General features: G+C 45.4%; 24 protein-coding genes. 15 read left to right on the top strand and 9 right to left on the bottom strand.

Going from position 1 to position 20,960, the window contains the following annotated elements:
• Positions 1-148: 148 nt before the first annotated feature.
• Positions 149-1,177, bottom strand: coding sequence for a hemerythrin domain-containing protein (locus QUB24_RS13485; protein WP_333153657.1), 1,029 nt, complete (start codon positions 1,175-1,177; stop codon positions 149-151).
• Between the two features lie 159 nt (positions 1,178-1,336).
• Between QUB24_RS13485 and QUB24_RS13480 the strand changes: the two genes are divergently transcribed.
• The 4 genes from QUB24_RS13480 (at position 1,337) to QUB24_RS13465 (ending at position 5,295) form a co-directional block, all read left to right on the top strand.
• Entirely contained in the window at positions 1,337-1,489 is a 153-nt protein-coding gene (locus QUB24_RS13480) for a hypothetical protein (protein WP_333153655.1), read from the top strand.
• 18 nt (positions 1,490-1,507) lie between these two features.
• Complete coding sequence (locus QUB24_RS13475; RefSeq protein ID WP_333153653.1) at positions 1,508-2,773, top strand: pitrilysin family protein; 1,266 nt, start codon at positions 1,508-1,510, stop codon at positions 2,771-2,773.
• Positions 2,774-3,108: 335 nt separating this feature from the next.
• Positions 3,109-4,377: a pitrilysin family protein gene (locus QUB24_RS13470; protein ID WP_333153651.1), complete on the top strand. Its 1,269-nt coding sequence runs from the start codon at positions 3,109-3,111 to the stop codon at positions 4,375-4,377.
• A 291-nt stretch (positions 4,378-4,668) separates the two neighbouring features.
• Positions 4,669-5,295 (top strand): Uma2 family endonuclease, encoded by a 627-nt coding sequence (locus tag QUB24_RS13465; RefSeq protein WP_333153649.1) that lies wholly within the window; start codon positions 4,669-4,671, stop codon positions 5,293-5,295.
• Positions 5,296-5,408: 113 nt separating this feature from the next.
• On the opposite strand, the gene QUB24_RS13460 is transcribed toward QUB24_RS13465, so the two are convergent.
• Entirely contained in the window at positions 5,409-5,687 is a 279-nt protein-coding gene (locus tag QUB24_RS13460; protein ID WP_333153647.1) for a BrnA antitoxin family protein, read from the bottom strand.
• The gene (locus tag QUB24_RS13455; protein ID WP_333153725.1) at positions 5,650-5,874 is read right to left on the bottom strand and encodes a BrnT family toxin; all 225 of its coding nucleotides are present in this window, start codon (positions 5,872-5,874) and stop codon (positions 5,650-5,652) included. Before QUB24_RS13455 ends, QUB24_RS13460 begins: the two co-directional genes overlap by 38 nt.
• 266 nt (positions 5,875-6,140) lie before the next feature.
• Between QUB24_RS13455 and QUB24_RS13450 the strand changes: the two genes are divergently transcribed.
• Positions 6,141-7,958: an efflux RND transporter periplasmic adaptor subunit gene (locus QUB24_RS13450; protein WP_333153645.1), complete on the top strand. Its 1,818-nt coding sequence runs from the start codon at positions 6,141-6,143 to the stop codon at positions 7,956-7,958.
• A gap of 426 nt (positions 7,959-8,384) precedes the next feature.
• Complete coding sequence (locus tag QUB24_RS13445; RefSeq protein ID WP_333153644.1) at positions 8,385-9,650, top strand: ABC transporter permease; 1,266 nt, start codon at positions 8,385-8,387, stop codon at positions 9,648-9,650.
• A gap of 114 nt (positions 9,651-9,764) precedes the next feature.
• Here the strand turns inward: QUB24_RS13445 and QUB24_RS13440 are convergent, their stop codons facing one another.
• On the bottom strand, positions 9,765-9,917 hold the full coding sequence (locus tag QUB24_RS13440; protein ID WP_333153642.1) for a hypothetical protein: 153 nt from the start codon (positions 9,915-9,917) through the stop codon (positions 9,765-9,767).
• Between the two features lie 206 nt (positions 9,918-10,123).
• On the opposite strand from QUB24_RS13440, the gene QUB24_RS13435 reads away from it, so the two are divergent.
• The 7 genes from QUB24_RS13435 (at position 10,124) to QUB24_RS13405 (ending at position 14,484) form a co-directional block, all read left to right on the top strand.
• Complete coding sequence (locus tag QUB24_RS13435) at positions 10,124-10,459, top strand: cation:proton antiporter subunit C (RefSeq protein WP_015176833.1); 336 nt, start codon at positions 10,124-10,126, stop codon at positions 10,457-10,459.
• Entirely contained in the window at positions 10,456-11,886 is a 1,431-nt protein-coding gene (locus QUB24_RS13430; RefSeq protein ID WP_333153640.1) for a cation:proton antiporter, read from the top strand. The genes QUB24_RS13435 and QUB24_RS13430 overlap by 4 nt, the downstream gene beginning before the upstream one ends.
• The gene (locus QUB24_RS13425; RefSeq protein ID WP_333153638.1) at positions 11,883-12,266 is read left to right on the top strand and encodes a Na+/H+ antiporter subunit E; all 384 of its coding nucleotides are present in this window, start codon (positions 11,883-11,885) and stop codon (positions 12,264-12,266) included. The genes QUB24_RS13430 and QUB24_RS13425 overlap by 4 nt, the downstream gene beginning before the upstream one ends.
• Before the next feature lie 461 nt (positions 12,267-12,727).
• The gene (locus tag QUB24_RS13420) at positions 12,728-12,958 is read left to right on the top strand and encodes a hypothetical protein (RefSeq protein ID WP_041622563.1); all 231 of its coding nucleotides are present in this window, start codon (positions 12,728-12,730) and stop codon (positions 12,956-12,958) included.
• Positions 12,955-13,242, top strand: a complete 288-nt coding sequence (locus QUB24_RS13415; RefSeq protein WP_333153637.1) for a monovalent cation/H(+) antiporter subunit G — start codon at positions 12,955-12,957, stop codon at positions 13,240-13,242. The genes QUB24_RS13420 and QUB24_RS13415 overlap by 4 nt, the downstream gene beginning before the upstream one ends.
• Positions 13,232-13,819 carry a DUF4040 domain-containing protein gene (locus QUB24_RS13410; RefSeq protein WP_333153636.1) on the top strand — a complete coding sequence of 196 codons (588 nt, stop codon included), beginning with the start codon at positions 13,232-13,234 and terminating at the stop codon, positions 13,817-13,819. Before QUB24_RS13415 ends, QUB24_RS13410 begins: the two co-directional genes overlap by 11 nt.
• Positions 13,819-14,484, top strand: coding sequence for a Na(+)/H(+) antiporter subunit B (locus QUB24_RS13405; protein WP_333153635.1), 666 nt, complete (start codon positions 13,819-13,821; stop codon positions 14,482-14,484). The genes QUB24_RS13410 and QUB24_RS13405 overlap by 1 nt, the downstream gene beginning before the upstream one ends.
• 258 nt (positions 14,485-14,742) lie before the next feature.
• Here QUB24_RS13405 and QUB24_RS13400 read toward each other — a convergent pair whose 3' ends face one another.
• Complete coding sequence (locus QUB24_RS13400) at positions 14,743-16,206, bottom strand: class I SAM-dependent methyltransferase (RefSeq protein ID WP_333153633.1); 1,464 nt, start codon at positions 16,204-16,206, stop codon at positions 14,743-14,745.
• Positions 16,207-16,240: 34 nt separating this feature from the next.
• Positions 16,241-16,762 (bottom strand): hypothetical protein, encoded by a 522-nt coding sequence (locus QUB24_RS13395; protein WP_333153632.1) that lies wholly within the window; start codon positions 16,760-16,762, stop codon positions 16,241-16,243.
• A gap of 169 nt (positions 16,763-16,931) precedes the next feature.
• Between QUB24_RS13395 and QUB24_RS13390 the strand changes: the two genes are divergently transcribed.
• Positions 16,932-17,729, top strand: a complete 798-nt coding sequence (locus QUB24_RS13390) for a TauD/TfdA family dioxygenase (RefSeq protein ID WP_333153630.1) — start codon at positions 16,932-16,934, stop codon at positions 17,727-17,729.
• A 49-nt stretch (positions 17,730-17,778) separates the two neighbouring features.
• Positions 17,779-18,936 (top strand): hypothetical protein, encoded by a 1,158-nt coding sequence (locus tag QUB24_RS13385; protein ID WP_333153629.1) that lies wholly within the window; start codon positions 17,779-17,781, stop codon positions 18,934-18,936.
• A gap of 144 nt (positions 18,937-19,080) precedes the next feature.
• Here QUB24_RS13385 and QUB24_RS13380 read toward each other — a convergent pair whose 3' ends face one another.
• The 3 genes from QUB24_RS13380 to ndhC are packed head-to-tail and all read right to left on the bottom strand — an operon-like array spanning position 19,081 to position 20,652.
• Positions 19,081-19,584, bottom strand: a complete 504-nt coding sequence (locus tag QUB24_RS13380) for an NAD(P)H-quinone oxidoreductase subunit J (protein WP_333033861.1) — start codon at positions 19,582-19,584, stop codon at positions 19,081-19,083.
• The gene (ndhK, locus tag QUB24_RS13375) at positions 19,577-20,299 is read right to left on the bottom strand and encodes a photosynthetic/respiratory NAD(P)H-quinone oxidoreductase subunit K (protein ID WP_333153628.1); all 723 of its coding nucleotides are present in this window, start codon (positions 20,297-20,299) and stop codon (positions 19,577-19,579) included. The genes QUB24_RS13380 and ndhK overlap by 8 nt, the downstream gene beginning before the upstream one ends.
• The gene (ndhC, locus tag QUB24_RS13370) at positions 20,290-20,652 is read right to left on the bottom strand and encodes a photosynthetic/respiratory NAD(P)H-quinone oxidoreductase subunit C (RefSeq protein ID WP_006635500.1); all 363 of its coding nucleotides are present in this window, start codon (positions 20,650-20,652) and stop codon (positions 20,290-20,292) included. Before ndhC ends, ndhK begins: the two co-directional genes overlap by 10 nt.
• Between the last annotated feature and the right edge of the window lie 308 nt (positions 20,653-20,960).

Here is a 20,960-nt window from a genome sequence, read left to right as displayed (position 1 = left end):
CCCGCTCCTACAAATAAATAATATATTTATTTTTTAAAATTGTCTTTTTTCAAAAAACAGTAATCCCGCTACGTGGATAGCGGGATTGATAGGTTGCAGTTTAGCTATTTTTTAGCTCAGCTAGAGCTACAATTAGCTCGCTGCTAAATTATTTCAGGTTAGCCATTTCTTGCTGGATGGTGCTTTTGGCTGCTTTGAATTGAGTAGCCATTTGTTCCATTTGTGCTTCGCTCAGGTTGCGGCGAATATGAGGGAACATATCGTTTTCTTCTTGTCGAATGTGATCTTTAACCGCTGTTTGGAGCTGTTTGATTTGGGCTTTGAAATCAGAAGAACTAGGGTTGAGAGCCTTAATTTGGGCAAGCATCTGCTTCATTTCTGCTTGCTCGCTGTACAGTTCTTGAGTATTGCCGTAGTAGCTGCGAACTGCGGGATAAACAACTTGTTCTTCTGCTTCTGCGTGAACGCTGAGGTCTTTGTAAAGTTGACCGAAGAATTCTTGCAGTTTTTGAGGATCGTCAGTGCTTGCGATTTCCATAAAGAGGGTATCGGTTTTGCGGTGATCCATTGAGATGATTTCGGTGATGTTCATCTCATCTTTGCTGCGGGTAACTGCACCGCCGATGATGCCGGTCATTGCTGCCATTGCATCTTGCACGCGGGCCCAAACGCCTTGGTCGGGGTCTTTGCCGGTCAATTCGCGCACGCCTAAAATTTCGAGAACTCCTTTGAGTTGTTCTTGGTGAGCGCGGTTCTCAAAGTTAACTGTGTTGAGGGGAACAATCGCGGCTTCGATGTCTGCGCCAACTACTTGAGCAGCTTTGTGAATTAACAAACCGGCCATTGTTTGTTTGTGTTTGAGCAGTTCGTGCTGAGCGACTTTTTCAAACAATGTGAGTTCAGAACCTTGCATGAGTTTCTGAACTTCTTCAATCATTTTGGCGCTGGTTTCTTTGGGCTCGGCTTGAATGCCGTATTGCACGATCGTAGTTTCTAATACGCCCAAGTTCTTGCGATCGTCCTCAAGCATATCCCGGAAGCGATCGCACAATTCGGAGTCGTTGCAGGAATTGATGAACAATTGCTCGTTGGCGATCAACAGGTTTTGCAGCGCTTTCATGTCTGCTAATTTAGTTGCGATCGCTTGGCGCTTGGTATCTTCTAAGGTAGCTACCATCTGTCGTTTCTCCTCTTAAGGTCTTTAGTGTTCTTACATCTCTTAATTTATTGATATATTCTGATAACATCCTCTTTCTCCCGACTGATTCATTAATATCCCGTGCAACCTATTGACTTTTGAGCAAAAAAATGGTAATAAATTAAGGCTCAAGGTTGTTTGAAAAAAAGCAAAAATTACTTCCTGACCACTGCCCACTCCCCACTGACAACAGTCAACAGTCAACTGTCAACAGTCAACAGACTTTTGTATCAATTAATCCCGATCGCAGAGCTGGAAAGCGCTACCATAGTTGCAGCCGAAGTTAACTAAAGTTTAAGAATAACTAGCTTGTCTCAACTGCTCACTGCTTTAGAGTTCCCAGCCAATGTCTGGAAGATGAATAATGGGTTAACGGTCATTCACCAGCGGATTTCGGCCACACCGGTGGTCGCGCTAGACGTGTGGGTGAGGGCTGGCGCTACGCTGGAGCCGGATTCTTGGTCGGGAATGGCTCATTTTCTGGAACACATGATATTTAAAGGGACGGATTCGATCGCCCCTGGAGAATTTGACCAGGTAATCGAAAATCGGGGCGGTGTCGCCAACGCAGCTACCAGTCACGACTACGCCCATTTTTTCGTCAACGCTGCGGCCGATTATTTAGCAGAAACAGCGCAGCCGCTGGCAGAATTGCTACTGCGCGCTTCGATTCCTGATCGGGAATTCGATCGCGAGCGAGATGTGGTGCTAGAAGAAATCCGTCAAGCTCAAGACAATCCCGATTGGCTGGGTTTCCAAGCCATGATGGAAACAGTTTATCAGCGACATCCCTACAGGCGATCGGTATTGGGCACGGAAGAACTGCTGATGTCGCGAACTCCCCACGAAATGCGCTGTTTCCATCGATCGCACTATCAGCCGGAAAATATGACAGTGGTGGTAGTCGGGGGAATTGATGAACAACAGGCCAGAGATGTTACGGAGAAAGCATTCGAGCAGTTTTCGGATCGGTGGGATTGTCCAAAATTAACCGCTGAGGCGGAACCGCCACTGATAGAAATTCGCCGTCAGGAGCTCGGCCTCCCGCGATTGGAACAAGCGCGGCTGATGATGGCCTGGACGGGCCCGGGAGTTGAACACTTGCAAAGTGCTTGCGGCTTGGATTTGCTGTCGGTGTTGCTCGCAGACGGGCGGACTTCGCGTTTAGTCAGGGAACTGCGGGAAGAATTACAATTGGTAGAGGCGATCGACAGCACTTTCTCGTTGCAACGGGAATCGAGTTTATTTACTATCAGTGCAGTCTTGGACGCGAAAGATATTGAACAGGTGGAATCTCGGATTTGCGATCGACTTTGGCAATTGCAGTCTGAGCCAGTTTCCGAGGTAGAATTGCTCCGCTGTCAGCGTTTGCTGTGCAACGATTTTGCTTTCTCGCTCGAAACGCCAGGACAGCTAGCGGGTCTTTATGGATATTACAATACGATCGCCAGTGCCGAATTAGCGCTCAGCTATCCCACCAGGATTAAAGCATTTGGGCCATTAGACCTTCAGCGCCTAGCTCAACAATATCTCTCTCCCCGCCGCTACACGGCTGTGGTGCTAAAACCAATCTAATTGGTAAACGGGTAAAAATACATATATTTTTGGTACCGGAGAGATGTTCGGCATTTGTCCGGGGTTCTTTGTGCTTGTGGCGCACCCTAGGGGATAGAGGTTCGGCGTTTGTCCAGGGTTCTTTGTCCTTGTGGCACACCTTACAGGATAGATGTTGTTACATTTAGAGGTTGTGCGTCAGGCCCTGCCCGGTATGACATCATACAAGATGCAAATGGAAAATAGAAAAATGGCAATCAAGTAATTACCAATTACCCATTACCAATTACCCCTTACCCATTTTCAATTACCAATACTTCAGCTACTCTCAGTACAAGTTCCCAACTAAATTAACCATGAAAAATGAAATCCAGCGCACGGTTTTAGACAACGGTATTGTTGTCTTAGCAGCAGAAAATCCAGCAGCAGATATTATTGCAGCTAGGATCTTCCTGCGGGCCGGCAGTCGCTACGTGCAGCCGGAACAAGCAGGATTGTGTCACTTGCTGTCGGCGGTAATGACTAAGGGAACCGATCGGCTGTCTTCGCTGGAAATTGCCGAGCGTGTAGAATCGGTGGGAGCGAGGTTGAGTGCCGACTCTACTACAGACTATTTTTTAGTAAGTTTGAAGACGGTTTCTGCGGATTTTGAGGAGATTTTGGAGTTGGCGGCGCAATTGACGCGATCGCCTACTTTCCCGGAAGCTGAAGTCGAACTCGAACGCCGCATTGCCATATCGGCAATTCGATCACAACAAGAACAGCCATTTGCGATCGCGTTCGAGCAATTGCGGCACTCGATGTACCAGGAACATCCCTATGCTTTCTCTCCCTTGGGCACGGAAGCTACGATGTCAAAGCTCACCAGAACCGAGCTCGAACAGTTCCACAAAACCTATTTCCGTCCCGATAATGTAGTTATTTCTGTAGCCGGCAGAATATCCACCGAAGATGCGATCGCCCTGATCGATCGAACTTTTGGGGACTGGAAAGCGCCTTTAACACCCCTGCCAACTTTAAGCGTTCCCCCCCTATCACCATCCCCTCAATCGGTCGTTACAGCGCAAGATACGCAGCAATCAGTGATTATGCTGGGCTACCTCGCACCCTCTGTCAGAAATCCCGACTACGCAGCGATTAAGTTGCTGAATACTTATTTGGGTAACGGTTTGTCGAGCCGATTGTTTGTGGAATTGCGGGAAAAGCGGGGCTTGGCTTACGACGTTTCTGCGCTATACGCGACGCGCTTGGACACGGCTCAGTTTGTCGTGTACATGGGTACGGCGCCGGAAAATACGGCGACTGCTTTTGAAGGATTGCGCGCAGAAGTCGATCGACTCACCAGCATCCAACTAAGCGAGGAAGAATTGCAAGCTTGCAAGAATAAAATGCTCGGTCAATATGCTTTAGGAAAACAAACTAATTCGCAAATTGCCCAAGTTTTAGGTTGGTATGAAATTTTGGGATTGGGAATTAAATTTGACCAGCAATTTCAAGAAGAAATTGCACAGGTGACAGCTTCAGAAGCGCGGGATGCTGCTAAGAAATATTTTGTAGAACCCTATGTTTCTTTGGTGGGCCCGGAGGCGGCGATTACAGAATTGGGTGTAGCGGCTGTTTGTTGAGTAGGAAATTGGCGATCGAACTTTTTAAAAGTTCGATCGATGCGATCGTCCGCTATTTCTAGGAATGTAAAATGAATGTTTCGCGTTGGGGCGTAAGAGATGAAAATGGGGCATAGGGCATAGGGCATAGGGTAATGGGGCATCGGTAACGGTTTGATCCGTCACACATCGCGTATTCAATCTGATAGACATCTCCCATAATTCTTGTGGAACAGGCATCCTGCCTGTTCAAAACAGGCTTTTTAGGAGATGTCTGATATACTAAAAGAATTGATTGGGCTAAGTTGAGCTATGACCATTGCGATCGACCAACCAATACAACAGAAACCACTCAGCTTTGACGAGTTTATCGCCCGTTATGGTGGCGATAACCGCTATGAACTGATCGATGGAGAGGTATTCGACTTGGAACCAACAGGCCCTCATGAGGAGGTTGCAGCCTTCATTACCACAAAAATTTGTGTCCAGATCGACGGAACAGGCTTACCTTGGTTTGTCCTTCAGCGGGGACTATTGCGCCCTTCAAATATTGGTATGACAGCATTTCGACCTGATGTTGCAGTTGTCGATCGAGATGAACTTACCAAAGAACTGTTTTGGTCTGACGAGTCGATCCTGACACTGGGCAGTTCGATTAAATTTGTGGCAGAAGTTGTTAGTAGCAACTGGCAAAATGATTATTCCCGTAAGGTCGAAGACTACGCAGTTTTAGGTATTCCTGAATATTGGATTGCAGACTACGCAGGATTAGGTGGTACTCAACACATTGGGAAGCCCAAACAACCAACCCTCTCTATTTGCACTTTAGTGAATGGGGAATATCAAATTCAGCAGATTCGGGGCAATCAGACCATCGTCTCTCTAACTTTCCCAGATTTAAAACTGACTGCTGAACAGGTGTTGATGGCTGGCAGGTAAAATCACTACAACACGTAGGATATATTAGGATATATTCTTCAGATAAAGGTAGGTTTAGCCACAAGGTTTGAGTAGACAGTTCGCGATTAATCTAATTCCTTTGCAACGTAGGGTTATGCTGAGTGCTGAGTTTTATTATTCTCTATATATTGGCGTAAAACGTTATTAATTAGAGTTTGATACTGTTCTCCTTGAGCCTCAAACCACTGCTTCACATCTGGATCGAGCTGAACTAAGTTGTGGGCTCGATCGGCTGGAATACGTAAAGTCGCGCGTTCAAAAAATTCATCGGTCAGCGGTGGAATATCTGAGTAGTCGATATTCTCTTCTGACCTTGACTCTAAGGCTGCCCAGTTAGTACCAGAGGTACTGTTCAAATCGTTTCTGCTCATGACGGTTGGCTCTTCGCGCTGAAATGATTCGGATTACATTGTTTTGACGTTCTGTCCAGACTACTACCGCTATTCCAGAACCGAGAAAACCGATTCCAAACCAGCGATCTTCGCCATAATCAAAACTATGGTCTAGCTCAATCAGCATTTCACCATCAAACATCGCGGGAACATCGGCAAAATCAATCTGATGTTTACGGATGTTTTCAAGGTTTTTCGCTTCGTCCCACTCAAATTGCCTGAAGGATTAAGATATGCGAGATTAAACTATCTTCATTCATTATCACGCATTTGGTTCAACAGGTTTTATGCTGCACTGGAGATCGATGTTGGGAGCTAAACTCGATCGCCTGCAAGCATTAAACACGGGAAAAAACCTAGTCAGACTTCAATTGAACCTTTTCTGTTCCCGATCGGTCTAAATTGAACAGACGCCCGATCGGTCTAATTTATATGTACTTAGTAAAGCACTTTCAGATTAAAAAAGAGCTGACTCCGTGGGTTAGCGGGCTGCTTGCCGCTTCCCTGCTTGCAGGAGTAGGCTACACAGCTTACAGCCAACTCACAGTCAAATCCAGCCGCGAAACCAGACGCAGGGAAAAAACCGTTGCTGTCGAAAGGGTGAACCTGCCGATTACAATTTCGGCAAACGGCACAATTGTACCCGAACGTTCCGTTAACGTCAGCCCCAAAACTTCAGGAATGCTCAAAAGTTTGCTTGTCAAGGAAGGAGATAAGGTTGAAAAAGGGCAAATTCTCGCCTACATGGACGACTCCAACCTCCAAGGCCAACTTACCCAAACTCGCGGACAACTCGCAGCCGCCGAAGCAAACCTGCAAAAATTGGTCAACGGCACTCGAACCCAGGATATTGCTGTGGCTAAGGCAGTGTTAGCAGAACAACAGGCAAGTCTGGAAAAATTGCTCAACGGCAATCGAACCCAAGACATTGCGGTAGCTGAGGCACAACTAGCTGAACAAGAAGCAAATTTACAAAAATTGCTCAACGGCAATCGAACCCAAGATATTGCCGTAGCTGAGGCACAACTAGCTGAACAACAGGCAAATTTACAAAAATTGCTTAAGGGCAATAGGCCTGAAGACATCGCCCAAGCGATCGCCCAACTCAGAGATGTCGAATACGCCAAAAACCAAGCTGAGGAAGACTTTCAGAGAAATCAGGAACTCTATAATGCTGGAGCCCTTGCTTTGCAAGTTGTGAACAACTCCCGCACCGCGCGCGATCGAGCTCAAACGCAAGTCAGGCAAGCCGAACAAGCTGTAGCTTTGCTGCAAGCGGGTACTCGCCCCGAAGAAATCGCTTCAGCGCGGGCTGCTGTCGAGCAAAAACGGCAAGCTTTGACCCTAGCCCGATCGGGATCGCGCCCCGAAGACATCGCTGCGGGGCGGGCCGCTGTGGAGCAAAAACGGCAAGCTTTGGCCCTGGCGCGATCGGGCGCACGCCCCGAAGACATCGCAGCAGCCCAGGCCGCAGTGGAGCAAAAACAGCAAGCTTTGGCGCTGCTAGAAGCCGGTTCCCGCCCCGAAGACATCGCCCAAGCCCGCGCCCAAGTTCTCGCCGCTAGAGGCAGCCTGCAAAGCGTTCAAGCCCTGATCGGCGACACTGTGCTGCGGGCTCCTTTCACCGGCACTGTCACCCGCAAGTACGCAGATCCGGGCGCTTTTGTGACTCCCACTACGGCAGGTAGTGCGGTTTCTTCGGCTACTTCTTCTTCGATTTTGTCCTTAGCTTCAAAAAATCAATTAGTAGCAAACGTAGCAGAAACTAATATTTCTCAGATTAAGATCGGCCAGGCTGCGTCTATTCAAGCCGATGCTTTTGCGGGAAAGACTTTTTCAGGTAAAATCACTCAAATTTCGCCTCAGTCGATCGTCCAGCAAAATGTGACAAGTTTTGAGGTTAAAGCGGCAATTATTAATGATGATAAACAAATGCTGCGATCGGGCATGAATGTGAATGTTGAGTTTAAGGCTGGTGAACTCAAAAATGTTTTGGTAGTCCCGACTGCGGCAATTGTCCGCCAACAAAGGGAAACGGGGGTTTTTGTTCCCGGTGGAGAAGATGGCAAACCTGCTTTTATGCCGATTAAGACTGGTATCACGGTGGATGACAAGACGGAAGTGCGATCGGGTTTGAAAGGAAATGAAAAAGTGTTGATGAGTTTCCCGCCGGGATTGCGGCCTAGATCCCAAAATCCATCGGGTGGAATTCCGGGTTTGCAACCGGGTGGGGGAACGCGCTTGCGTTAGTAGTTAGTCGGCGCAGTCCGGGCTAGTTGGTTCGTCGCAGAGTCCGCTAGTTCGTCGCAGAGTCCGCCAGGGATTGAAATCCCTGTCTCATAGCGAAAGTCCTCTGAAAGAGGACTGAAGAGTTAGTTGATGTAGATCGGTTTTAGACGAATTTTCAGTCGGTTTCAACCGACTTTAGCTATGAGACGGGGGTTGAAACCCCCGGCGGATCGTGCCACAAATCATATCGTTTCCGGCTGCATCATCAGACGAATTTTCAGTCGGTTTCAACCGACTTTAACTATGAGACGGGGGTTTCAATCCCCGGCGGGTTGTGCCACAAATCATATGGTTTCCGGTTGCATCGTCAGGTGATAAATTAGGGGCCAATTTAGGCATAATTCTTAGAAGTTGCCACCAAATAACAAATAACAAATAACAAATAACATGAAATTAAAGACTCGCCCAGTTATTAAGAAAATCTCTAACGTTCAAATCGCTTTCATGGCGACAGAGGCGCTGTGGAATAACAAATTGCGTACCAGTTTAACTATGCTGGGCGTAATTATTGGGATATCTTCCGTAATTGCCATTACTTCGGTGGGACAGGGAGTACAAAAATCAACTGAAGAACAGTTAAAGGCTTTGGGTACAAATGTGCTGTTGGTTTTATCCGGCGCTTCGCGATCTGGAGGTGTCAGTCAGGGAAGCGGTTCTGCTACTACTCTTACTTGGGATGACGCTAGGGCGATCGGCAAACAAGCTCCTGCTGTTAAGGCGATTTCGGCTTATTTGCAGCGCCAAGTGCAAGTGGTTTACGGCGGACAAAATTCATTTACTTCGATTTTGGGAACGGATTTAAATTATCCCGATGTGAAGAACATTCAACCCCAAGAAGGACGGTTTTTTAACGAGGATGAATTGAATGCTGCTGAGCCAGTAGTTGTCCTCGGTTCTAAGGTGCGGGACGAACTTTTTGGAGCCGGAGTTAATGCGCTATCCTCTGATATTCGCATTCAGGGAAACCGCTACAAGGTCATTGGGGTGATGGAAAGCAAGGGGTCTGTAGGGGGAACCGATCAGGACGATCGAGTGTATATTCCTCTCAAAAATATGTCTTCGCGGATTGTGGGGAGAAATTCTTTAGCGGGGATTGCGATATCGGGTTTTTGGTTGGAAACTGCGGGCGAAGCGGATTTAGCGGATGCTCAATTTCAAGTGGAAAATATCATGCGCTTGCGCCACAATATTTATCCGCCACAACCGGATGATTTTCGAGTGGTAAATCAAGCTGAGATAGTTAATACTTTCAGCAATGTGATAGGTTTATTTACGGTGATGGTGGGCGCGATCGCCGGAATTTCATTGGTGGTTGGCGGCATCGGTATTGCTAATATTATGTTGGTGTCTGTTGTGGAACGGACTAAGGAAATCGGGATTCGTAAAGCGGTAGGCGCTACTAATGCAGCAATTCTCATTCAATTTATGGCGGAATCTATTTTAGTTTCCACTGTGGGGGGAACTGCGGGTATTGGGTTGGGAATTGCGATCGCCTTTGGGGCTTCGACAGCGTTCAAATTTCCGTTTGTGGTTTCTTTATGGTCGATTGCGGCGGGTTTTGGGCTATCCTTTACTGTAGGCTTATTAGCTGGAGTATTGCCGGCTCGGAATGCCGCTCGCTTAGATCCGATCGCAGCTTTGCGGAATGATTGAAGTTACTGAGGTTCGCCCCAGTTAAATTGAACACTCCTGGACGAACGAGTGGTCTGAAACCGGGTTTGATGGACGATCGGACTTCGTTGTCGGTCACAGATTCGCTAACGGGACTTAGACAAAAGTCACGTCAAAAATGGCGGCAAACGGCGACAGGTAAAGGGTTTGAGCTTGAATTGGGTACAGTCCTGAATTGACAAGGGTTTCACCTCTGATATCAAATCCGCGCTCGATCGCCGGGCGTAAAATCGAGTCAACAGTTAACACTCAACCATCATTCAGTTTTTTGACTGACAGTTAACAGTTAACAGCCAACAGTCAACAGTCAACAGTCAACAGCCAACAAACTCTTTTCCTTACCTAGACAGGTTTTCAGGTCTTTGAGGGGCTAGAAAATGTTTAAGTCTCATTATAACTAATATACGTTAATTCAAATATAATAACCAAAACCCCTTATCCAACACGCAATTTCCATGTTAGAAGCATTGGTATTGGCAACAGTATTTTGCGGATTTTTTGGTATCATCTTTAAAAAGAACCTGATCATGAAAATCGTCTGTATGGATGTCATGAGTACAGGGGTTATAGCCTATTACGTGGTGGTGGCATCGCGAGAAGGCTGGCTGACACCCATTATTTCAAAGGGGAAAAATGTCGCTTACGCCGATCCGGTTCCCCAGGCGGTGATCTTAACGGCGATCGTGATCGGCTTTTCGATTCAGGCTTTAATGCTGGTTAGTGTGATGAAGCTGGCACGAGATAATCCGACATTAGAAAGTAACGAAATCGAGATGAATAATACCCCATGAATACCCTGACGCTAGCCTGGATTGGACTCCCGTTTTTTGTCGGGTTTAGTATTTATTTGATTCCGAAACTTGACAAGTATCTCGCAATATTCGGAGCGCTCGTCTCCGCTGCCTATGCGTTCCTGCTTTTTGCTATGCCGTCAGCGGTGACGCTGGAGTTACTGGATAATTTCAGTGTCACGTTGTTAGTCGATCGCTTGAGCGGGTATTTCATCTTAACCAATGCCTTAGTCACAGCAGCGGTGATTATCTACTGTTGGCCCACAGATAAGACGGCATTTTTTTATGCACAGATTCTGATGGTACACGGTAGCCTGAATGCGGCCTTTGCCTCTACTGACTTTATCAGTTTATATGTGGGGTTAGAGGTGAGCGGCATTGCGGCGTTTCTCTTGATTGCCTATGCTCGCACCGATCGATCGATTTGGGTGGCTTTGCGCTATCTATTTATTAGCAACACGGCAATGCTGTTTTATCTCGTCGGTGCCGTGCTGGTTTATAAGGCAAGTCATTCGTTCAGTTTTGCAGGCTTGGGTGCAGCGCCCCCAGAGGCGATCGCTCTGATCTTTATGGGACTCTTGGTTAAGGGAGGTGTGTTTGTATCGGGGTTATGGCTACCGTTAACTCACTCGGAAGCAGAAACGCCTGTGTCGGCTTTGCTGTCAGGGATTGTGGTCAAAGCGGGGGTATATCCCCTCGTGCGCTGTGCGCTGATGGTGGAGGAGGTGGCACCCATCGTCCAAATCTTTGGCGTCGGGACGGCGCTGCTGGGCGTGTTCTATGCCGTTTTAGAAAAAGATAGCAAACGGATGTTGGCTTTTCACACGGTTTCGCAGTTGGGCTTTATCCTCGCTGCACCGGAAGTGGGTGGGTTTTATGCGCTGGCCCACGGTTTGGTCAAATCGTCGCTGTTTCTGATTGCAGGATCGTTACCGAGTCGTAATCTGAAAGAATTGAAACAGAAGCCGATCGATACCAACATCTGGATTGCTTTAGTCATAGCTAGCTTATCAATCTCTGGCTTTCCCTTGTTGGTTGGCTTTGGGGCAAAGGTGTTGACGCTGAAGAATTTGGAGCCCTGGCAAGCGATCGCGATGAATGTCGCAGCAGTCGGAACAGCAATCTCTTTTGCTAAATTCATCTTTCTACCCCGTGGCGGACAAACAGCAGCCAAACCCGGTTTTTGGCCTGCGGTGTTGCTGTTACTAGGTGGCCTGATTGCAGCCAATGCCTTTTATGTTGAGGCCTATACGCTGGAAAATATGCTTAAGGCGATCGCCATCATCGGCGTTGGTTGGTTAGCCTATTTTCTAATTTTTCAACGCACGGCAATCAAACTGCCACGTATGCTTGAAGAATTCGATCATTTGGTCGGTTTTATGAGCTTGATTTCGCTTCTACTATTCTGGATGGCATTGCCAACATGATTGGACATCTAATATTAAGACTGACGATCTGGTTTCTACTTACGGCCGATTTTAGTTTGGCAAATATTGCGATCGGCATCATCATTGCTTTCCTGTTGCCGCGCAGCTACGCACCCCCGGAACCTTTGAGGGAATGGTTGGGGGTGTTGGGTAAAATCTTCATGGCGATTCCAATAGCTTATATAGAAGCGTTTGAACTCATCCTCCGTCCCCACAGACACGAAGATGTGATCATGGAAAAAGTGCCAAACCATCGATCGCCCTTGCTGATCTTCCTAGATGTCTTCCTGATAACTTTTACTCCTAAGACGATTGTCGTGAAATATCACGAAGAGGGTTTTTACGAAGTACACAGGGTGCGGCGGACTTCGAGTAATTAGCTGAAGTTTTTTCGGAATTATTTAACCGCAGAGAACGCAGAGAACGCAGAGAAGGGAGAAATAAATAAGTAGATCGGCGATAAAATACGTAAGTATGTCCGCAGTTAGTAAAAGTGCTCTATCGCAGGGGTTACGATACTTTACATTTTGTGACATACCCAAGTTTATTTACACGCTCGATATTGAATCATTCTCAAGAATCTGTAGGGGCTGGTTCACCAATAGCTTTAAAGATTGCAGACAGGTTAAATAAACCCGCCCCCACCCGCGAAACAGCCCGTCAAGAACAGGCAGGATGCCTGTTCCACAACAATTATGGCAGAGGTCTATTAAGTTGCACTATTCTCAAGAGTTTCTTGTGGGGTGTAGGGGGTTGGGCACGCGAGCCCGCCCCGATATTAAGTAAGAAAAATCAGGAGTGCACACAATTGAACAACTTGAACAACTTGATTCTAATTGCGATGATTTTGGCTCTGCTCATACCCATGTACGAGGTATGGAAAGATCATGATATCTGGCAGACAATGTTGGCCTTTGCCAGTATTTCGACCAAGGCGGCAATCATCGCTCTCGTCATATCCGTCTGGCGCGATGATTGGATGATCGGTGTGGTGGCGGCGATTATCCTCAGTGTGGGTAATGCTGGATTGATGTTGTTGGCACATATAATCAAACGTATCAGTGAAGCATGATCGTAATAGATGTATTGAGCTATACCTGCATCGGTATAGGGATTTTTTTCTGGTTTTGGGGTACTTCTTTCCTACTTGGGAAGCGATCGGTTTTATATAAACTGCACAGTCTTTCGGTAGCAGATACGCTGGGTTCGATCGCGATAGTCGTCGGATTGCTGCTGAAAATACCCAGTAAATGGCCCCTGCTGATTCTGGCGATCATTTGCTTAGCAACCTGGAACACAATGCTGGGATATGTGTTGGCCTATTGTTCCAAAACAGGGACTAACTATGAACGATAATAGCTACATTTATGTCCTAGTCGCTCTGCTACCCTTAGCTGCTGGTATGGTGGTATTTCAGGTCAATCCATACCACGCTTTGCTACTGCGGGGAGTATTGGGAGCGATCGCCGCCTTGGTGTATACAATTTTAGGCGCGGGGGATGTGGGCTTGACCGAAGCCTTGATGGGTACTCTACTCGCGATTACACTTTATGCAGTGACGGTGCGTTCATCCCTCGTGCTGCGTCTGGGTGTAATCGAAGAGGGGACAGAGGGCGAGGCTATACCAAACGACAAAACCGCAGGTGATTTTAAGCAACTGATAGATGACATCCGCACAGTTTTTGAGAAACGCCATATGCGCCTGGAACTCGTTCCCTATGCGAGTGCACAGGCATTGCAGCGGGCGCTGAGGGAAAAAGAAGTTCATGCAGCTTGTGCGCCACAAAGCCAATTGGAACACAGCGGCGAAGCGCAACTTTATAACACCGCAATCAGAGTTCGGCGTGTCTACGACATCATGCAAACCGAACTTTCATCACCGGGGACAACCCTAACCTATGTAAATACACCAGACGCAGAGGACAAACATTGATGAAGTGGGTTTACTTTTTATCAGGGATAGCGCTGTTTATCAAAATGCTGCTAATCGCCAATCCAACAATGGACTTATCGCAGCAAAGTTCGATCGTCGAATTGGTTGTTCAAGATAGTGGAGTACCCAATGCGGTTTCCGGTATCATTTTGCGAAATCGGCTGTACGACACGATCTTTGAAGTTGTGGTATTTACGATCGCCATCTTGGGTGCAAGTTTTATGCTAGCCAATGAACAGCCGTCCTGCGCCATATATCAGTTTACCGATCAACCATCGATTATTTTGGCGCGATTGGGAGCGACGATTGCCGCCTTGGTGGGTATCGAACTAGCAATTCGCGGGCATTTAAGTCCAGGCGGTGGTTTTGCGGCGGGTGTAGCGGGGGGAACTGCGATCGGCTTGGTGGCGATTACCTCATCACCGCAGTGGATGCAAGAAATCTACCAGCGCTGGCACGCCGCGACTTTGGAGAAAGTTTCGGTACTTGTTTTCATTGTATTGTCCGTTATCACTCTGTCAGGATATGAGTTACCGCACGGAGAGTTAGGCACACTTTTCAGCGGTGGCATTCTCCCCTTGCTCAATATCCTGGTTGCAGTCAAAGTCGCATTAGGATCGTGGGCGGTGATGTTGGTATTTATTCGCTATCGCGGATTGCTATGACAAATGTTCCGATCTCAAATCCATTGGCATCGAAATTATTCATCTCTCTCATTCTCTGACTCTGACTTTGTATCCTCTGTGTTTTTTGCGGTTTAATCATTGAGCAAGAACCGTAAACAATATTTTACGTTTATCAGGCTGAGGCACGAGTAGTCAGAAACCGGGTTTTTTTGCGAAATACTTCGTTACACCCGCATAAACGGTCAAAAACCCGGTTTCTTTGCTTTTGATCAGTAATTCCTGTGTACTCATCTGCGTTTATCTGCGTGCATCTGCGGTTAAATATTCCCAATCTGCCAGGAATGCCAGATTCAGACAATTTAAAATGCTGGATTTGATCGGGCGCTTTTCATCCCAAAATACCATTGATGAATAAAAGTTAATTGCCGCCGGTGAATTCAAAAGCTCAAAAGTTTGACGTGCAACTCTCTCGCTGTCAAAGCTGAGAAAGTAAACAGTATCATCGAAGATTGCAGGTTTATTAGCTATTTCACCGATTAACCTAAAATCCAATTTTTTATAAAGCCCGCAAATCGCAATTTTCCACGGTTGGAAGCTATAATCACCTACTCCAAAAATCGAAAATCGAGGGTTATTTTGATAAATTTTGCTTTTCCGATTATCTAGATATTGCCCGCACTTCTCTAGATAACGTCCGGTTTGAGGAGCTATATTTTTGATATTTTCCGTAGATTCACCGATGAATTTTTGAGTAACTAGGATATATCGATCGGTAGCGTTAATGCGATTTTGAGCAACATCAGATCCTTTAAGTAGCGGAAATAGATAAGTTTCCTCAAGCTCGACAGCTTCCCCAAATCCATTGACAAACAAATTATCAATTTTCCGAAACTCCATCACGCCAGAACAGTCGTGCTTGACGCCAGATCGCCATTTCGTTCCTGAATTTACAGCATATAAATTACTCAATTTATTGAAAGAATCTATATCCTTAATCAGGAGATTTTTTTGATAGCCGATTCGGTGGCATTCTGAACTTTGTAAACTGTTAAATACATCGCAGAAGTAGTTTTGTGAGCTTGAGTCAAACTTGCAGTACAACAAACAGGCATCCACATTTGCACCAAAATACTTTTTAGCATCTATTGTGTAAGTTGCACAGCTAGCGAGATTAAGTTTTTTTGAATTAATGTAACTCAATAACTTTCTGGCAACGGAAGTCTTGCAAAGCATTGCCAGAGTGGCGTCACGATTTTGCAACCATTGTATCGCCTGGATCAGCATCCATTCTGAGATATCGAAGTTACTTTTACCTGTTAGTGCATCTAAGCCCGTGTGCTTTTGAAAATTACTTTTTTTCGGCAAGTTTTCACTGCCAATAGTTCCTTGTTGTGAGTTTGTTACCCAAGGAAAGTTGCCCAGTACCAGCACCCTATGATTAAATTGGTTAATTAATGATGTCCAGTCAAACTCAAAAAAATCTCCGTGCTTAACCTCACATCTTTCATCCTGTAACAATTCATGCTTAGCTCTTAATTCTCTTAAATAACTTTGATTGATTTCAACCCCGATAATCTTGCTGGCGGATGGAAACGAATTTGCAGCAGCTTTAATGAAATTACCTATCCCGCAAGTTGGCTCAATGATGACTTTGGGGTTAACATCAAGTTCTATCAATTTCCGACACACCATCTCGGCTAATTCCAGCGGTGTCTGAAAATCCCCGTATTCTAGTTTGGTTTTGCGATCGTGGGAACTCATCAAGTTTGCATATAGCTTTATTACTGCACCAGATTTACTCCTGCCAATTCACCTGCTTAACCACATCCAAAGGTAGTTCTAGCACCTCGGCAATTTGTTCGTCGCTCAATCCAAACTGCCGTAATTTAGCAACAGCTTCAATCCTAGCTTTACTCTTAACGCGCTGAAAGTCAGAAGTTTGAGACTGACTTTCGTTTTGGGTAGCAACTGGTTGCTCAGAACTAACGTTTAAGCACCCAATTATATTACTATTGATACTTCTAATACTTTTACTTCGATCGCCAAAAGAAATAGTCAGATTACCTTGACGCTCTAGGACGGATTTAAGATTTTTTTTATCCACTGGTTCATCAAAGACATCAGATAACATTTGCAAAAGCTCGTAACCTACATCCTTAGCGTGACCCGCTGAACAACCGCAATTTTCTGCAATATCAGGATACTTTTGGCGCTTCAACGTTCCCTCGATAATTCCGCGCTGCAAGTCATTGAGATGTTGGCCTGTCTTCGCGTAGACAACTTTGTCCACAAATTGCAATACCTCGCGAACCTGCATTATTCGGGATGTGGGAGGACATTAGTTATTATAACCGACTTTATCCGTCTTTTTCATTCTTTTTCCGCCCTTTACAAAAATTCAATATAATCCGTCTTTTTCCGCTTTTCAATTGGTACAGCATGGGAAACAATAAAAATTGAATAAATTTAATCTAGAGCGCTGTAGTATGTCTGCTGCAAAGCATAAATTTGAGTATGAGCATTTGCTTAAAAGGCGGGGTTCTATTGGGGCTGTGGGTCTATGGATAAGAGAATATGTCGATTTACACGGTTTTCTAATTTTGCAGGGCTTAGAATCCGAGTTTTATGATTTGATTTCTGCAAAGCTCTTTTTTACAAAACTTTCCTCTCATGTTGGTACTTTAGTACCTCATAATTTTGGTCAATCTGATTTTGTATGGGAAATCCAGCCTAAATCATCAAATTCTCTAATTAAGACTTTTTCTGAACATAACAAAGCTGCTCCATTACACACAGATTCTCAATACAGGAATCTGCCTGAAAAATATATGGCATTACTTGTTTTTCGTCAAGCTGAGTGTGCAGGGGGAGAAACTCTATTACTGGATTTTCAACTTGTTTTAAATGAATTAAGCCAAAGTAATTTCGGAAGACAACTGATCGACTTTGCTTGCCAAGAAAAATTTCCGATTGCAGTACCAACTATATTTCAGATACAAGACAAAACGGAGTATATTTATTCGAGTTTGATTTCAAATATTCCCCTGATTCGCTACAGATATGACACTTTAAAGACTGGATTACAATTAATTAATCGCAGCCATGTCAAATATTTTGATAAAAAGCTTAAAGCTTTTAATAATTTGATTCACAGAAGTCGATATCGCTCTAGTTTGTTACTTAATAATGGAGAAGCAATTTTTGTAGATAACCATAGGATGCTACACGGTCGATCGTCATTTTTAGATTCTAACAGATTACTTCTGAGAATTCGCATGAATTAGTCAAATACCAACACTTTTACTTACCGATAAAAACAACCACCATAAAAACATGGAAAAGTATATTGAAAAATATTCAAAAGTTGGTCATGGCGCGTGGACAGCAAAAGCCTTCTATGATGAAGCAGTCACTTCTTTACTAAATCAACAGTTTGATAATCTTGAAGGCTTTCTAGAAATTTTCTCTTTAATTTGCGGTGAATTTGGAGGTGAAGCAGCATCCCGAAAACTTGAAAAAGCAGCTAATCTCCTGCTAAATTACGGTCGGCATCAAGAGATGTCTGAGCGTTGTATCAAAATTGCAGCAAGTATTCAATTTCATCCACAGGTAGCTAGTTGTATCGACTTGAATACTGTTGAAAGACAAATTAATTCTCATAATCTAATATCCTCTAGAGTTGAAGAAATTTGTGAATTTTTAGGTTGCTCTCAAAATAATCTCAATGACAATTTGAAGAGGGAAGTTGAATCAGATACCATTCCAAACGATTGGAGTTTACAAGTTTCTTCGTTGTACACAAGGGCTTATGATGAATGGTTTACGGAGGTAGCTGATAGATACCTCCAAGACTACTTACCAACTCGCGAAACTTTATATGCTTCTCCTAAACTGAGAGTTGCTGACTGGAGTTTAGAGGTATGGCGGTGCTGGCGCTTCCTAGATTGTCCCACCTTAGTCGATCCAGGAATTTTTAGACCATCGCAGTTCTTTGTATGGCATATCATTCACGATTCTGTGCATATTTGGCAAATGCAAGCTTATGATAAAAAGTGGTCTAACATATTAGCTCCCAACGAGTTTTTGTTTCTTGAAGCACAAGCAATGTCTGTGGAAATAATATTATTAAACCTCATGAAAGAATCTTATATCGAGATTCCTCAGTGGTATCCTTCATCTCAAAAATCAATTATTATTCGACTTTTAATTGGCTTGCTTGAAAGAGAGATAAGATTAGATTTAGATTTAAAAGTACATCTTCACGGACAAAATTTTACAACATGGCTTGATGATATTTCAAGATTGACCAATCTCTCACCGGAATTTTTTCAAGGGCTTACTGCTGAGTTGCTTGGTATGCCTGGTTTTTGTGCAGCTTACACTGTAGTAACTGATAAATTTAAAAACTTATCTCATGAACAACGAAAGATGTTGTTACAAAATTTTCCTAACATCACTTATGAATCTATAGGAACTACTTACTTTCCTTAATCTTATTTGTACTTATCTGCGTTAATCTGCGTGCATCTGCGGTTAAAAAATCCAAGTTCGCAAAAAAATAGAGGGCGAGTTTAGCATAAAACTTAACCCCAAAAGTCAAATTTTATGCTCTAAACCCGCCCTCGCAAAACTCCCTTAATAAGCGTCTTGCAATTCGTAGAAATCAGGGGAAATGTAATCCTTCCGCAGTGGCCAGCCTACCCAATCTTCGTTCATCAAAATCCGTTTCAGATTCGGATGTCCTTCATAGACTATGCCGTACATATCGTAGGATTCCCGCTCTTGAAAGTCGGCTGCTTTCCAAATCCAGTAGACTGATGGCACTCTGGGATCTTCGCGGGGAATGAATACTTTGACGCGGACTTCTTCGGGATGGGAAGCATTATCTGTCAGCTTAGCCAAGTGGTAGACGCTGACTAAATCTTCTCCCGGCCCTTGGTCGTAGGCGCACTGGCACTGCATATAATTAAACCCGTAGGCATACAGTGCTGTTGACATCGGAATTAAGAAGTCCCGATCGACCTTTAATATCTCCACGCCCAAATTATCGGCCGCTAAAGCTTCGTGTTCAAAGCCATTCTGAGTCAACCACTGGGAAACCTTCCCGGCTTCAACAATTGCAGATTCTTGTTCAGCCACGGTTTACCTCCTGTTTTTGTCCTGCAAGCAAAGCCGGCGGTACTGGCATTCCCATTGCTTCGGTCAATTCTTTCGGCGGCGCCATCCGGCCGGGAATTGACAAATATTTGCCGTCCAAAATGTCGTCTACTACTTTCATCTTGTGGGGTCTGGTGTAGTAGCGGTGGGTGGGCAGCAAATTGGCCCGTTCTTGCATGGAATTGTTGGCGATTTTTTTCCGCAGTTTGATAATTGCGTCAATAATCGCTTCTGGGCGGGGGGGACAGCCGGGGATGTACACATCTACGGGAATCAGTTTGTCAACGCCTCTGACTGCTGTGGGGGAGTCTACGCTGAACATTCCGCCGGTGATGGTGCAGGCGCCCATTGCGATGACGTATTTGGGTTCCGGCATTTGTTCGTAAAGCCGCACTAAGATGGGGGCGTACTTCATGGTAATTGTGCCGGCCGTGATGATCAAGTCGGCTTGCCGGGGACTCGATCGCGGTACTAAGCCGAATCTGTCGAAGTCAAAGCGCGATCCGATCAAAGCTGCAAATTCGATGAAGCAGCAGGCGGTGCCGAAAAGCAGCGGCCACAGGCTGGAAAGTCTCGCCCAATTGTAGAGGTCATCCACTGTTGTCAGGATGACGTTCTCTGAGAGTTGCGATGTGACTTCCGGGCGATCGACTGGGTTAATCAGCGCTTTTTGTGATTTGTCAGAACTTAAGACCATTCCAAGGCTCCTTTGCGCCATGCATAGACAAGAGCAATAACGAGGATCGTGATAAAAAACAAGGCTTCGATGAAAGCCAACAGTCCTAGCTGGTTGAAAGCAACCGCCCAAGGATAGAGGAAGACCGTCTCTACGTCGAAGATGACGAAGACTAAGGCGAACATATAATATCGGATGTTGAACTGAATCCAGGCTCCGCCGATCGGCTCGACGCCGGATTCGTAGGTAGTGCGCCGGTCGTAGGGACGACTTTTGGGCCGCAGAACCTTAGACGCCGTGAGGGCGAGGATAGGGACTAGGCTGGAAATTAACAGGAAGCCTAAGAAATACTCGTAGCCGCTGAGTGCAAACACGGTGAATAATTACTGCCTAGGTGAAAGGGTTCTGTAACTTGTCTGTTACATTATATAGATTTTGGGTAGCTAAAATTACGAGTTGGTTGAGATTAATCCTCCATCTTCTGCAATAATTTTTAATGTATATTCTAATATTGTAACTGCCTGTGGAAGACGGGTGGCTGCCTGTGGACGCTAAGTAAGACCATCATCGACGCTTTGTGTCGAACACCCAAGTGGTGTCCCTAACGTGGCATCGGCGGTTGAGACGGGAAACCTCGAAGACGAATAAGACCGTCCTAATATGAGTTTTAGTTGGAAGCGCC

This window comes from Microcoleus sp. B9-D4 (assembly GCF_036705105.1).
Classification (GTDB): Bacteria; Cyanobacteriota; Cyanobacteriia; order Cyanobacteriales; family Microcoleaceae; genus Microcoleus.
This window is presented reverse-complemented; position numbering and strand designations above follow the sequence as displayed.

Bases quoted from the DNA above. Each gene is read 5' to 3' on its own strand.
- QUB24_RS13485 (WP_333153657.1), bottom strand. From the start codon at position 1,177: ATGGTAGCTACCTTAGAAGATACCAAGCGCCAAGCGATCGCAACTAAA.
- QUB24_RS13470 (WP_333153651.1), top strand. From the start codon at position 3,109: ATGAAAAATGAAATCCAGCGCACGGTTTTAGACAACGGTATTGTTGTC.
- QUB24_RS13465 (WP_333153649.1), top strand. From the start codon at position 4,669: ATGACCATTGCGATCGACCAACCAATACAACAGAAACCACTCAGCTTT.
- QUB24_RS13460 (WP_333153647.1), bottom strand. From the start codon at position 5,687: ATGAGCAGAAACGATTTGAACAGTACCTCTGGTACTAACTGGGCAGCC.
- QUB24_RS13450 (WP_333153645.1), top strand. From the start codon at position 6,141: ATGTACTTAGTAAAGCACTTTCAGATTAAAAAAGAGCTGACTCCGTGG.
- QUB24_RS13445 (WP_333153644.1), top strand. From the start codon at position 8,385: ATGAAATTAAAGACTCGCCCAGTTATTAAGAAAATCTCTAACGTTCAA.
- QUB24_RS13435 (WP_015176833.1), top strand. From the start codon at position 10,124: ATGTTAGAAGCATTGGTATTGGCAACAGTATTTTGCGGATTTTTTGGT.
- QUB24_RS13430 (WP_333153640.1), top strand. From the start codon at position 10,456: ATGAATACCCTGACGCTAGCCTGGATTGGACTCCCGTTTTTTGTCGGG.
- QUB24_RS13425 (WP_333153638.1), top strand. From the start codon at position 11,883: ATGATTGGACATCTAATATTAAGACTGACGATCTGGTTTCTACTTACG.
- QUB24_RS13420 (WP_041622563.1), top strand. From the start codon at position 12,728: ATGATTTTGGCTCTGCTCATACCCATGTACGAGGTATGGAAAGATCAT.
- QUB24_RS13415 (WP_333153637.1), top strand. From the start codon at position 12,955: ATGATCGTAATAGATGTATTGAGCTATACCTGCATCGGTATAGGGATT.
- QUB24_RS13410 (WP_333153636.1), top strand. From the start codon at position 13,232: ATGAACGATAATAGCTACATTTATGTCCTAGTCGCTCTGCTACCCTTA.
- QUB24_RS13405 (WP_333153635.1), top strand. From the start codon at position 13,819: ATGAAGTGGGTTTACTTTTTATCAGGGATAGCGCTGTTTATCAAAATG.
- QUB24_RS13400 (WP_333153633.1), bottom strand. From the start codon at position 16,206: ATGAGTTCCCACGATCGCAAAACCAAACTAGAATACGGGGATTTTCAG.
- QUB24_RS13395 (WP_333153632.1), bottom strand. From the start codon at position 16,762: ATGCAGGTTCGCGAGGTATTGCAATTTGTGGACAAAGTTGTCTACGCG.
- QUB24_RS13390 (WP_333153630.1), top strand. From the start codon at position 16,932: ATGTCTGCTGCAAAGCATAAATTTGAGTATGAGCATTTGCTTAAAAGG.
- QUB24_RS13385 (WP_333153629.1), top strand. From the start codon at position 17,779: ATGGAAAAGTATATTGAAAAATATTCAAAAGTTGGTCATGGCGCGTGG.
- ndhK (WP_333153628.1), bottom strand. From the start codon at position 20,299: ATGGTCTTAAGTTCTGACAAATCACAAAAAGCGCTGATTAACCCAGTC.